The sequence below is a fragment of the Dyella choica genome (genome assembly GCF_003977665.1).
Taxonomy (GTDB): domain Bacteria; phylum Pseudomonadota; class Gammaproteobacteria; order Xanthomonadales; family Rhodanobacteraceae; genus Dyella_B; species Dyella_B choica.
Genome location: NZ_RYYV01000013.1, coordinates 127,556 through 140,686 on the forward strand (window position 1 = coordinate 127,556; position 13,131 = coordinate 140,686).

General features: G+C 56.3%; 8 protein-coding genes. 6 read left to right on the forward strand and 2 right to left on the reverse strand.

All coding sequences use genetic code 11. The features are described from left to right. Positions 1–245 precede the first annotated feature (245 nt). Together EKH80_RS16690 and EKH80_RS16695 are read right to left on the reverse strand one after the other, a co-directional pair. Positions 246–1,904, reverse strand: a complete 1,659-nt coding sequence (locus EKH80_RS16690; protein ID WP_126685916.1) for a tetratricopeptide repeat protein — start codon at positions 1,902–1,904, stop codon at positions 246–248. A 517-nt stretch (positions 1,905–2,421) separates the two neighbouring features. After that, positions 2,422–3,252: a restriction endonuclease gene (locus EKH80_RS16695; protein ID WP_126685917.1), complete on the reverse strand. Its 831-nt coding sequence runs from the start codon at positions 3,250–3,252 to the stop codon at positions 2,422–2,424. A gap of 634 nt (positions 3,253–3,886) precedes the next feature. On the opposite strand from EKH80_RS16695, the gene EKH80_RS16700 reads away from it, so the two are divergent. From EKH80_RS16700 to EKH80_RS16725, 6 genes are all read left to right on the forward strand, one after another. Beyond that, complete coding sequence (locus EKH80_RS16700; protein WP_126685918.1) at positions 3,887–4,681, forward strand: response regulator; 795 nt, start codon at positions 3,887–3,889, stop codon at positions 4,679–4,681. A 181-nt stretch (positions 4,682–4,862) separates the two neighbouring features. Continuing rightward, positions 4,863–5,618: an Hpt domain-containing response regulator gene (locus EKH80_RS16705; protein ID WP_158628859.1), complete on the forward strand. Its 756-nt coding sequence runs from the start codon at positions 4,863–4,865 to the stop codon at positions 5,616–5,618. Between the two features lie 559 nt (positions 5,619–6,177). Then, complete coding sequence (locus EKH80_RS16710) at positions 6,178–8,646, forward strand: DUF6531 domain-containing protein (RefSeq protein ID WP_158628860.1); 2,469 nt, start codon at positions 6,178–6,180, stop codon at positions 8,644–8,646. A 13-nt stretch (positions 8,647–8,659) separates the two neighbouring features. Continuing rightward, positions 8,660–10,891 carry an RHS repeat-associated core domain-containing protein gene (locus tag EKH80_RS16715; RefSeq protein WP_126685921.1) on the forward strand — a complete coding sequence of 744 codons (2,232 nt, stop codon included), beginning with the start codon at positions 8,660–8,662 and terminating at the stop codon, positions 10,889–10,891. A 587-nt stretch (positions 10,892–11,478) separates the two neighbouring features. Further along, a complete protein-coding gene (locus EKH80_RS16720) occupies positions 11,479–11,829 on the forward strand; it encodes a hypothetical protein (RefSeq protein ID WP_126685922.1) in 351 nt (116 codons plus the stop codon). A 169-nt stretch (positions 11,830–11,998) separates the two neighbouring features. Next, positions 11,999–12,355, forward strand: coding sequence for a hypothetical protein (locus EKH80_RS16725; protein WP_230473756.1), 357 nt, complete (start codon positions 11,999–12,001; stop codon positions 12,353–12,355). The last annotated feature ends 776 nt before the right edge of the window (positions 12,356–13,131 follow it).

Consider the following 13,131-nt stretch of genomic DNA (forward strand, 5'->3'; position numbering starts at 1 on the left):
ACTCCCTCTCCCGTTTCGGGGAGAGGGCCGGGCTGAGGGGCGCCCAGAGCGCCATTTCAACTCACGCCACAAACCACTCCCTCCCCTGCCAAGGCAGGGGAGGGTTGGGGTAAGCCCGAGCTTGCCAAAAAGTCTTGAGCCATCGGCCAAGAGGCAACGCTTCAGCCTATTCGCCTCTTTCGGTCAAGGCTAATGAATGGGGCATACATGCGAGACTGCATGTCGGAACACTTCAGCCTCAGGGATTATTTCTGCCCGATTTTCTCCGGATGCGTGACCAGGTAAGCCCGCATTTCGGCCACCTGTGCCTGGAACTCGGACCGATCACCAAAATGATCGATAAAGTAGTGCATGGTCTCGTAACGACCGGGCAAATCGTGGTCCATCAGATAACAGGCGCGCACGATATAGCCATCCGGGATATCCGGGTAACGACGGATCAAGGTATCGGCCAGCACTTTGGCCTTTTCCGGTTGATGGCCCGCATGGTTATACAGGTCACCCAGCCAGGCCATGGCTTTCTCGTCATCGGGGTCGCGCTGCAAGATGGCTTCGTATGTATGTTCCGCTTCCTGGACATGGCCCGTTTTCCCGTAGATATTTCCCAGCGCAACGGCAATTTCGTTGTTGTCGGGAAAGCGCTGCGCCATCTGCAGGACGCTTTGCACCGCGCCATTGGCATCGCCAAGCTTCATCATCAGCTCCGCTCTCCACCGCAAAATATCTGCATCGGTGGGATTAAAGCGCAGTGATTCGGAATACAGTTCAATGGCCGGGCGAGGGGCTAGGTGGTAGGCGACCTGGGCCAGATCAAACAGATTGTTGCCATCCACGTTGTCGTCCGCGGCACGCAATACCTTCTTTAGCGATTCGAACTTTGTATAGCCACAATCGCACTGGGCGGCATAGACCGCCGGCATCGAGGTCACCATGCGCAATAGCGGGTTGCGCGCCACGTGGTCCTCGGCCTCTTGCCTCTGCTTGCGCACACCGCCAAACATGCCACCCCATTTGGGCTGTGACTGATTCATCATCTGCTTGCGGATGTGGAAGTTCGCCGGATCCACTTTCAATCCAGCTTCGGCAGCCTGGTACATGTAAACATCATCGCCACTAAGCGCCGCCAAATAGATCATTTCACGGTAAGCCGCCGTGGCCGTCGGCAACAGCGAAACCGCCCGATCCAGGTCATTGCGAGCCAGCACCAGCTGCGTGTTCATGTCCCTTACCTGGGTATTAGTCAGCTCGCTGACCCAACCCTCTCCTCTTGCCTGCTGGGCTGCGTCAAGATACTGCATGCCGCTGGCAACCAATGCAAAGGCACTGGTGGGAGCCTGCTGCTTCCATTGGTCGATGAGTTTGCGCGTGCCCGCGTCGGAGTCGCGGAAACCGGCGGCATAGAAGGCCCCTTCAAAAGCTCCCGGTTGTGAGGAATCACGCAGTTGTGCATCCAGGTAGCCCTGGAAGGCCGTGTCCACTTCTCCGGCCTTGCCTTGGGACAGGAGGGAGGCGATTTGCGCCTGCGAAAGACTAGGCGGATTGAGCAGCCGACAGTAGGCCTGCGTGCTGTCATCGTGCCAATGGGTACCGGGGATGTTCGGGTAATGCAGGCACCGCTGCAAGGGATCGGCAATACCCTCGGCCCGGCGAACCTCCGCCATGAATGTCGCGTAATTCGCGTTGGCTTGTTGGGTGCGACGAGCATCGTGCCACGCATCCCAAACGTGGAGCAGCAGCGGAATTGCGAACACGAGCAGCACCGGAGCAATGGCCAAACGTAGCCGATGGAGTGGTTGTGCGGCGAAACCAGTCTGCCTTGCATCCTTACCGTTACCGTCCATATTTCCCCCTGTCCCTGATGTCGTCCTTATCTTAGACGATGCTCGACCGTGGTCTGCCGCCAAAGATGGTCGTAACCGCGAAGATATTGCCACAACCGGATCGCCTAGCTATCTGGTGGGCGGTATGGGGCCGGATGGACTGGATCGGAGCGTTGAAGCACCTCTAGCTAGCCAGGCCAGCCAATCACGTCCTGCGCCCTCCGGGAAAAGGGCAGGGGAGAGGGGGCAGCCAGCGCGTTATTTCCACACGCGCCATAAACCACTCCCTCCCCTGCCAAGGCAGGGGAGGGTTGGGGTGGGGTAAGCCCGAGCTTGCTGTAGATTAAAGCTCGCCACTAAGCCCTCGGGGCTGCCCGATGCATCATGTCCACGCATACGCACAAGCTCCGTTTTCTCCGAGCCGTCATTCCCGCGAAAGCGGGAGTCCATCTGGCTCCAACAAAGATCGCTAAACATGGGTCCTAGCGCCGTATTTGTTGGGGACCTACGGAGATAGATCCACATTATGCATCTCAGAATCTCGCCTGTTTAGTTGAAGTGGGTTCAAGCGGTATAGCCGCGATCGCCTCACGTGCGATGGTTAAGTCACCCTGGTGCCACGACAAGCCGGATACTTTGTGCAACCCCAAAAAGGATCTTTGGTATGGCGATTCAGACGCTTAACCATAAGAGCGCCGCACTTTGGACAGGCAGGGTTTTGCGAAAGGGTTGGTTTCGGCCCAATGGCTTCGGCGGGGCGGGTAGCTGCCGTCGTCGGTTCGGCAGGCACCACCCTCTGCGCTTCACGTACCATTGCAAGCAGCGTCTCGCCGTTGATCAGCTCGATAGGTTTGCCTTCTGCAAAGCGCCTTGCGTCTGCGGTGTAGTCACCAATCGCCACAATCTTCACTGCGGCGGCGCCGTGATCTACTAGCAGGCCAAACATCTCTCGAACGACTTTGACGTCAACCCGTTGAGTCTTCCATTGCTTGCACTGTGCGAGGGTGACTTGGCCGTCCTTGCGCAAAATCAGGTCGATGCCGCCATCGGCTCCACCCAGTCCGGTTTCGCTAACCGTATAGCTTTGGCGACGAAACGCTTCGCCCACGACCATTTCGAACTCGCGCCAGCTCATAGCCCGCAGACTGTCGAGCCCTGTCTGTGTTTCCAGCAGATGCTTGCGGTGGCGGCGACGTAGGAAAGAGGCAATGGCCCCGATCCAGCATGCCGCCAGGGCAAACCAGGCAAACGGCGTGTAGACGCCGGCAGCAGCTTGCTTGCCAAAGGCTTGCCATACAGGATTGTTCGACGTGGAGAGATACAAGCCAATGCCGTAGCGTATCGCCAGGTAGGCTGCGATGCCCAACCCAAAGCCGACGGGCCAGGGCATCGAGGCAAGTAGCTCGATGCCGCTTTCCTTGCGCTTCGCCATCACTCTCCCCCTGAGTCACGAGCATATTGCGCACTTTATCGCGAAAACGTGCGACGAGCACCACTATCAGGTGGCGAAGGGAAGAGCAGGCCCTAATTCACCTTTTTGCCGCATTCCTGTTATTTAGCAAATAACCGTCCGATTGTTCTGATATTCACTAGCAACAAGCGAGGGCGTAACGCAGGAGTGCGCGCCTTCACATCGACGCGCGTGACATCACGCCAAACGGGAAATTAGACCTACTTGTCTATCGGCATCGTCTGATAGACACACAAATGTGAGTATGCAATGGTGCTGCACGTCGGGTGTGCCGATTGCAAACCGGAAGCCGCACCCGACGTAAGAGGTAAAGCGCGAGCCGTATGAGGTGATGACTCACACGGCCCGCTGGCCACCACCAACACCAAGGATGTTGATCAATGGTTACCCCTGATCTTACGGCATCTGCGCGCCTTGTCGCGCCCCTCCCTTTGCCAAACCCGCGCTTTACCACCACGCCGCTCGCGTGGTGCCAGGTGGTCGAGGGCACTTAGTCGAATTCGTCTGTCAGCGTTTTCTGACTTCGAAGCAGGGCGTTGCCCTGTGCCCCTCACGCCGTGCGCAATGCACGGCGTGACTACCTGGAGCGCGCGTGATGAATATTATTTCCTCATGGGTCGGTTACACCTTCCCAAAGACAAAGCGATCTGCCCGCAAGGCAGCGAAACAACCCGCCGCGTTGTGCACGGTTGCCGCACCCATCCAAGCGCCTTCACGCGTCATGGTATTAGAGGCTGATCCTCAGAGTCGCAGCACCCTCGTCGATCTCATCAAGACACTTGGCCTGGAGCCACTTGTCGTTCCTGACGGCGTGGCAGCCTTGAAATCCATCGATCTACGAGCACCCGACATGATCCTGATGGCTTGCGACGGACCTGCTGACCCGGAGAGTGCCGAATTCAAGCTGTGTTCGATGATACGAAAGCAGCGAGCAAGCCTTCCGTACTTTCCCATCGTCGTCTTGGCCTCCTGGCCGGATGCCTTCCTTTGGCAAATCGATATAGGGGATGACGGGATAGACGATGTCCTGCCAAAGCCGCTGCGCGCTCAGGAGCTGCAAGCGGTGCTTGAGCTGTGGCTCGACCTGCCACTTAAAGATGAGCCGAAGAAATCGCCTGCACCCATCCAGCCCACCGACGACTGGTATCAAGTCCGCCTTACTGAAGACATCCTGGGGTTTGAGCAGGCCTGGGCAAAGCGTGACCAGCCATCGATGCTCCACTTTGCGCAGCACATGCAAGGCATCGCACTCGTGCTGGGGGTGCAGCGGGCACTCAAACTGGCTGATCGACTGGAGCGGGTGGCAAGAGGCACGAAGTCGATGGAGCCCGAGGCAATGCAAAGCACCCTTACGGCTTTGAAAAAAGCGTTTGCCCGCTACCTCGACTAGGCGGAAGTGGCTGCTGTCAGCGTTACCCATTTAGGGCCTCGCTCTATACCCATCGCGCCGTGCGCACCGCACGGACCACCAAGGAGCACTCGTGATAGATGCATCATTCATCGCTTACCCCTTTCACGTGGCGGAATTCTCTGCCCACCGAGCAGTGAGAGAACCTACCGCATCGTACGGCGTGCAAGCCACGCCGACCCAGACACCTGCACGCGTCCTGGTGATAGACGAAGACCCGCAAAGCCGCTGTTTCCTGGTTGACCAGATCAAAGCGCTTGGTCAAGAACCGCTAGCGGTTCCAGACAGCTTGGCGGCCTTGAACGTCATGACTTATCAGGCGCCCGATTTGATCCTGATGGCTTGCGACGGCCCTGACACAGCGGTTTACAAATCCGCGCTGCGTTTGGTGGTGGCTAACCGTGCGAGGCATGCCAGCATCCCCATCATTATCCTATCCACGACGCGGGATGCTTTCCTTTGGCAACTTTGCATGGATGACGGGATCGTAGGTGTGCTGCAAAAACCGGTGCACGCCGGGAAACTGGAAGCCCTCTTGCGGGTGTGGCTGGACCTGCCACTTCTCGCGCATGATGAACCAAGTGAACCGGACCCGCCCTTCGAGACCATTTACCAGTGGTACCAAGCCAGCCAGGCCAGCCTGGTTGAGGAAACCCGGGCATTCGAGCAGGCCTTGGCCGAGCATGACAAACTTTCGATGGCCCATTTTGCGCACCGTGCACAAGGCGTGGCGTTCTCACTGGGTGCGCATCAAGCGGCCGAGCTGGCTGATCGCCTGGAGCAGGCGGCAAGAGGCAACCTGCCTTGGGAATCGAAGTCGATCCAGGAGACGCTCGCTGCGTTGAAAGAAGCGATCGCCCGTCACTTTGAAGAATCACAACGGGCAGGCGGCACAAGGTCAGCAGGCTGGTTGTTGTAGCGTTTTTTTTGACGTTAATGCCGTCCGAGACGGGTAGGCTCAGAGTATGAGAAGCCCTCATGTTCTTATGCGTACATCTTCATTTGCTTGGCTGTCTCGTCGGGTTGGGATTTCAGCGGATTACGAGGCGGGCTGCTTGAGGAGTGGGATGCCGTCTTTTGCGGAATCTTGCACCTACTTGCAGTCCGTCGACTACGACACAACGCAGCAGGTACTTTCGGCATTAGCATCGATCTGGGTTAATCCCTCACAGGGAAGGCAAGAGGAGTTGCATGGATGATTGCCATCCTCAAAGCGTTCGGTGCGGTGCTACCCCGGATGCTGCGAGCCAGAAAGTCGCCAGTCGGTTTGACGACGTCAGTAGCATCGCTGCCATAGGGCCTGACTCGCAGTATTAAGTCACTGCGCCACTACTCCGATGTGGACGAACTGCGCGCTGCACATTCTGTTGCTGTGGGATTGGCTACGAGACGCATTAGCACAGCTCGCTATATCGTAGCGTGCCTGACGTAATCCTCATGATATGCTGCGACGGACCGCTTTACACAGGGAAAGGGAAATGGGTGGCTTTTTGAGTGTTGGGGCAATTTCTGTAGCACTACCTCGCAACTCGCGAGGGGAAAAATGGCAGGTATGGCAGCGTCACGTGCTTGCTGCGATCGCGGCGTTGTTGATAGTGCTAAGCGCATTTTCTCCTGGATCGGCCAGCGCGTCAGGCGCACAAGGCTCTACACCACCGGTCTATTTCTGTGCGGGTGGATTGTGCTCCCCAGTTACCACGCCGTGCCCTAATGGCTCTATCAGCGCTTTCAGGATCTGTTCCGAGGCGCATTACGCTGCTTATCTTGAGGCGGTAGATAATGCGGGATGGCTCAAATTTCTTTATGTGAGCTTTGATTCTTATAGCCAGCCACACTTGTGGTGGTTATCACAATACGGTGGCTTGGAGACTTCTTTCCTAGGCATTGTTTCTAATGGTCAGGACGCGCCCGCAGTCGATAGAAACCTTGGGTTCAAGGGATGCGCATCCTGCGGCGGCACCATGGTAGGAGACCCTGTCAACCTCGCGACAGGCAATGAATTCGCAGACGAAGGTGACTATGAGGGCGAAGGGTCATTCCCTCTTTCATTTCATCGGTACTACAACAGCGCCGGTTCGGGTGACGGAACCATAGGAAACCGATGGGGCCATACCTACAGCCGCATGCTCGCGATGCAGAGCCTGACTGAGGTCAAGCTTTTTCGTGATGACGGCGAAATTCGCTATTTTAATCAGTGTGGATCGGCCTGGTGCGCGACGGTCGACGAAATTGGAACGCTGACGGAACAGACCGACAGCAATGGGAATATTTTAGGTTGGCGGTATACGAACGAGCATAATGTGACGGAGGCTTACGATGGCTCCGGTCGTTTTGTCTCGGAGGCAGACAGCACAGGTTTGAGTCATACCCTGACTTATGACTCAAGTGGTCGCCTCAGCACCATCGCGGATGCGTTTGGACGCACGCTGACCCTTACTTACAACGCTTCGAATCTCTTATCCCAGTTGATCCTTCCCGATGGGCAGCAGGTGGCATATAGCTACGACTCGACGGGCAACTTTAGCAGCGCCATTTACCCGGGCAACCTCACCCGCACGTATCTCTACGATGAGTCAGCCAATGTAACCGCTGGGGCGAATCCCAGCATGCTTACTGGAATACAGGACGAGACGGGGCAGCGCTTCGCAACGTATCAATACGACGCAAAATCTCGTGCAAATCTTAGTGAACACGCGGGCAATGCTGACTTGAACCAGTTCGCCTACAACCTCGATGGGACAGCAACGGTTACCGATGGACTGGGTGAGGCTCGAAACTATGCGGTGCAAGCCGTTGTTAATGTCAATCATCTAAGTACTGTCTCCGGATCAGGCTGCTCCAACTGTGGGTTGTTTGCAAATTATGCGTACAACGCGGCAGGCGATTTCACTAGCACGACCGATTTCAATGGGAATAAAACGCTCTACACCATTGACCCCAATCACCTTTTGGATAGTCGTGTTGAGGCCTCGGGTACGCCCAGTCAACGCACCACGAACTTCACCTGGAACACTACGCTCCGCGTTCCCCTGACGCGTGTTGTACTTGATGCGAACGGCAACACCGTTAGCAGCACCCAATGGGTCTACAACAGCGTCGGCCAAACCCTGGCCCGATGCGAGATCGATCCCACCAACAGCGCGGCCAGCGGCTATGCTTGTAGCAACACAGGTACCGTTCCGGCGGGTGTGCGCCGCTGGACCTATACCTACTGCGCCGCAGTCGATACCGCGCAGTGCCCGATCGTCGGCCTGATGCTCACGGCGACGGGTCCGCGCACTGACACCACTCAAACCACGACCTACAGCTATTACTTGAGCAGCGGCGCGACAAATTGCGGCACGCCGGGCGTCGCCTGCTACCAGGCCGGCAACCTGCACACCATCACCGACCCCGCTGGCCACGTCACCACCATCGCCTCCTACGACGCGGATGGCCGCGTCACCCGCCTGACCGATGCCAACGGCCTCAACACGGATACGACCTATACCCCGCGCGGCTGGGTCGCCTCGCGCAGCGTGGGTGGTGCCACCAGCAAGTTCACCTACACCGCCTATGGCGCCGTGCAAACCGTCACCGATCCCGATGGCGTCACCACCACCTACGGCTATAACGCCGCACACCGCCTGGTGAAGATCACCGATGCACAAGGCAACTATCTCCAATACACCCTGGATAACGCCGGCAACAAAACCGCCGAGCAGGTCTATGACTCGACGGGCACCTTGCACAAGAGCCTGAGCCGTACCTTCAACCCCCTGGGGCAGCTCACCAAGGTGATGGACGGTCTTAGTCACACCGTGTTCGATGCCAGCGCCAGCAACAGCTACGACGCCAACGGCAACCTGGTGCAAAGCGCCGATGGCCTGGGTATTCAGCGCCAGCAGGGTTACGACGCCTTAAATCGGCTGGTCCAGACCCTCGACAACTACAACGGCACGAACTGACAGGGAGCTGGCCATGAAGCAAGGACACGCAGTGAAAGGCTCAGCCGTTGTGATTGCGATCACGAGCACAGCACCAGGGCGGCAAACGGACATAAGGGCGCGTATGAAGATGATCAGGAAGCCGCTGGCCGGCCTTACGCTCGGTATGGCGATGGCCACCGTTGCCGCACCAGTGGCCGCACAGACCGCCAACACCAAGACCATCTACACCTACGACGCCCTGGACCGCCTGACCCAGGTCACCGATCCTAGCGGCCTCACCACTACCTATCAGTTCGACGGTTTGTCGGATGAAACCAAACTCACCAGCCCCGATACCGGCGTCAAGGCTAAGACCTATGACGCGGCCGGCAACGTACTGACCGCCCTCGACGCCAACGGCAACACGGTTACCTACACCTACGACGCGCAGAATCGTCGCCTAAGCGCCAGCTACGCCGACACTACCCAGAACATCACCTACACCTACGACGAATCCAACGCCGTCACGGGCTGCACCACCTCGTTTCCCATCGGCCATCTGACCCGTATCGTCGAAAACGCCGTCACCACGGTGTTCTGCTACAACGCCCAAGGTTATGTGATCCAGAAGAGCCAGGCAGTCAGCGGCCACACGGATGTGACGAGCTACACCCGTAGCCCGAGCGGCAAGATCCTCAGCATCACGCATCCCAGCGGCGACCAGGTGGCCTACAGCTACGATGCGGATGGCCATATCAGCGGCGTCACCGCTACGACCTCAAGCGGTACGACCACTCTGGTCAGCAACGCGACCTATCTGCCGTTCGGGCCGATCAGTGGTTACACGCTGGGTAATGGCCAGGCTGTCACACGCACGTACGACGCCAATTACCGGCTAACCGATCTCACCAGTCCAGCTTTCACCTTGCATGTAGCGCGGGATGCGATGGGTGATATCACGGCTATTGGCAACAACCCGGGCGCCAGCCCTGCAACGGAGACGTACAGCTACGACCCGCTGTATCGCCTCACTGCTATCACAGAAGCCGGTGGCACAACGCTGGAGAGCGTGACGTACAACCAAACAGGTGATCGCCTCAGCAAAACGGGCAGCGGTCTGGCGACGGGCGCCTACAGCTATAACCGCGCCACACATCAGTTGGTGGCCACGGGCAATGCGGTACGAACGGTGGATGCGAACGGAAATACGACCGCGATCAGCCAGGCAGGTGGCACGTACGGATTTGGCTACAACATGCGTAACCGAATGGTTCTTGCGCAGCTGAATCAAAGCACGATTGCCGCATATACCTATAACGCCGATGGTGAACGTGTCGCCAAAACTGCTAATGGTTCTACGGAGCGTTACAACTACGGCGCGGACAGCCAATTGCTAAGTGAATACGGTGCGACTAATCGGGAATACGTCTATCTCAATGACATTCCGGTCGCCAATCTCGATACACAGGGAGCCACCATGTCGGTTGCCTACGTGACGGCGGATCAGCTGAGTACGCCGCGAGCGATTGCAGATAGCAGCGGCGCTACTACGTGGTCATGGGCATATCAGGGCAATGCATGGAGCGAGCAGGCACCGACCAGCAATGGTTACACATACAACCTACGCTTCCCCGGACAATATTTCGATGCGGAAACGGGGCTGCACTATAACAATCGACGTGACTACGATCCGGCGACGGGGCGCTATCAACAGGTAGATCCGATTGGGTTTAAGGGCGGGCTGTGGACTTTGTATGCTTATGTGGGTAGTAATCCGCTGAGTTATCGAGATCCATTAGGGATGGATGGATTTAGTGACATGACGGCTGCATTCTGTCCGAATGGCTCATGTGTGCCTCCAGGTTTCGGGCAGCCAGGTTGGCAGCCGGATTCTCAACCACCATCGCCGCCTCCCTCTGGGTCGTGCGGATGCGCAAGGCTGCCGGACTATGATCAATTTCAAATTGACTGGTATGTATTTTCGCTAAGCGCTACGTACACAAAATATGGCGATGTATTCGCGGGTTTTGGCGTGAATCGGGGTTATCCGAATCCTGTGGGATATGGCGTGAGCATTGCCTCGGGGTGGATGCTGAAGTGTGACCCGAGTCAAAGTGAGCTCAATGACTTCATATCGGGAGCTTCTGGAGGGTTTTCGGCGTACTATGGGTTTGGTGGAGGATACAGTGCAAATCCTTCTGGCAGTGCCATTACCGTCGGTGTTGGATATGGAATTGGCCCTGGTGGTGGAAACAATTGGTATCAAGGTAATATTTTGCAGTGACCTATGAAAATTTGGCCAAAATATAAAATTTTTTCGCACAAACGAATTCCTTTCTTCGTGGAGGACGAGGACGGACCGCGTGTTCGCCCATGGATAAGTATCGTCGTTTGCGTTTTCTTTGTACTGGCGGCTGCCTGTTTGCTCCTTGAAAAAATTTGATTGGAGCGACCTTTCGTAGACATCTTTGAGGTCATGGTTGACGGCAATGACAGAGGTGATTATGAGCAGCAATCAGTGCACGGATGAGTTCGGGACCGACGCGGTCAAGCAGGTGCTGGGCGCGGCTTCACCGTGATGGACCTAGACCAAGGCGCCCCAGCACACGCTCTAGGCTTGGACGCAAGCGGCGAAGAAAACCGCACGGCCAGCCAGTGAGGCCCCTGGTGATCCAGGACATATATGTCCGAGCACCGTGTCATTCAGCGCAAAGGCTTGACCAGGAGGGGGCGTCCATATATGTCCCGTTTCGCCGCCCCGTTTCGCCGGCGGTGACGTCTGCTCTCCAGCGAGGAGGGCCTTGCTCTCGGGTTCGGGTTATCAGCCACTATTGCAGTCTCCTTCGGCCAACAACGGGCATTAGGTGGGTCATGAAAATTGATATTGGTGCGTCGTTTCATGATGCGAAATCGCATCTATTAAATTTTGACGACCTACATGAGCGATTCAAAGTTCGACACTGGCCAAGCCAGTCATTGATATCCATTGAGTTGACCGAAGAACATCAGTCTAAAAACATCGAGGACGCCATCAATTCGTTCTTCATAGCATTAGGGCAATACAAAGAATTGAAAGGCCTTGGGGGAGAGTTAAGAGTGGCAGTCTATTTCTCTCCGGATGAGGCGGCAGCCTTCTCGGTGGCGTTGTCACGGCAAGTGATACGTCAGTTGTGGGAATATGAGATGGACATTGAGGTGAATGGATATCCTTGTTCCGACTGAGAGGAAAGGGAGGGCATCACTTCGCCGCTGATGGGTGATCGCGATGATGGTCCATGCGACATGAACAACACGATTAAGAATGAAAACCCAATCGAACGTGCTTTAGGTCTCCCCATTCGGATGGGCTACTAAGATGAATGGAACGCTTTGGATAGCTCTGGTGACTTGCGTGTTGACTCTAACGGCATGTTCCGACAAAAGGATTGCTTGTCCAAAAAAGGAATCCTTAGAGCAATTCAGGCGCGTAGATGATGCTCAGGTAATTCGACGTGCCGACAATGCCTTTGACCGTGGGGACAAGAGGCTTTTGGGAGTGCGCAGTGTCGGCTTGCTCGTTCCTTCCTTTGGCGAAAATCCGGATGACTATCGCTTCGGCATCAGGGTAATTGGCGAAACTTCAGATACCCCTTGCGATAAGGACGAGGCAGCTCTCAATGACAATGCTGTCAGGTATTCCGGCATATATAACAAGGAGATGCTAAAGAGGGTGGCGTCAAGCAATCAAAGTCCGGCCAAAACGAACTAAGCCAATTCAACGAATTCTGGCTTTTTTGTTATGACCCGATGGGAGGCTGGCCGTGAAGGCCTCGATGCAAATGTGATTGAGGTTGGGAGTGCAGTCAGTCAATCATTAGGCCAGCGGGCAGGTTGCCGTAGTGCGCCTTGGCGCCGATGTCTATTTCGTCCAAGATGGCAGGCTCAGGGTTTGAGACGCCCTCGTGTTCTCATGCTTGTATCTTCACCGGTTCGGCCGTCTCGCCGGGTAGGGATGTTAGCGACTTACGGAACGGGCTGTTTGAGGTGCTCGATACCGCTTTTGCGGAATCTTGCACTTACTTGCAGTCCTTCGACTACGGCACAACGCAGAAGGTACTTGCGGCGCTAGCATCGTTCTGGGTTAATACCTCACAGGGAAGATCAGGGAAATTGCATGGATGTTTGCCACTCTCAATGTGTCCGGCACGGTGATACCTCGGACGCCAACAGCAGCCAAACCGCCGAACAGATTCAAAAAATTGGCGAAGAGCTGCGCAAAAGCCTGGCTAGCGCATGCGCACGGCGACTCGTACGTAGGTGCGAGGAAGCTCTGCGAATCAAAGCAATGAATTGCCGGTAAATTCCTGGCGGATGCTATGGCGTCCGTCAGATAGACAATCACGCGCCGAATTCCTTGGCGCTAATCATCGAAAAGCCGAATACGTGAGTGAGGAAAGCATGGTGGCTCGGATTAAAAGGACGTTTTTACGCACCTTTGTGCTCGTGGTGTCGATTCTTTGCCTTTCCATGCTCGCAGTGCCCAGG

What these genes read in the sequence shown, in the direction of transcription:
- EKH80_RS16695 (WP_126685917.1), bottom strand. Translation starts at nt 3,252, where the DNA reads ATGGCGAAGCGCAAGGAAAGCGGCATCGAGCTACTTGCCTCGATGCCC.
- EKH80_RS16715 (WP_126685921.1), top strand. Translation starts at nt 8,660, where the DNA reads ATGAAGCAAGGACACGCAGTGAAAGGCTCAGCCGTTGTGATTGCGATC.
- EKH80_RS16700 (WP_126685918.1), top strand. Translation starts at nt 3,887, where the DNA reads ATGAATATTATTTCCTCATGGGTCGGTTACACCTTCCCAAAGACAAAG.
- EKH80_RS16720 (WP_126685922.1), top strand. Translation starts at nt 11,479, where the DNA reads ATGAAAATTGATATTGGTGCGTCGTTTCATGATGCGAAATCGCATCTA.
- EKH80_RS16710 (WP_158628860.1), top strand. Translation starts at nt 6,178, where the DNA reads ATGGGTGGCTTTTTGAGTGTTGGGGCAATTTCTGTAGCACTACCTCGC.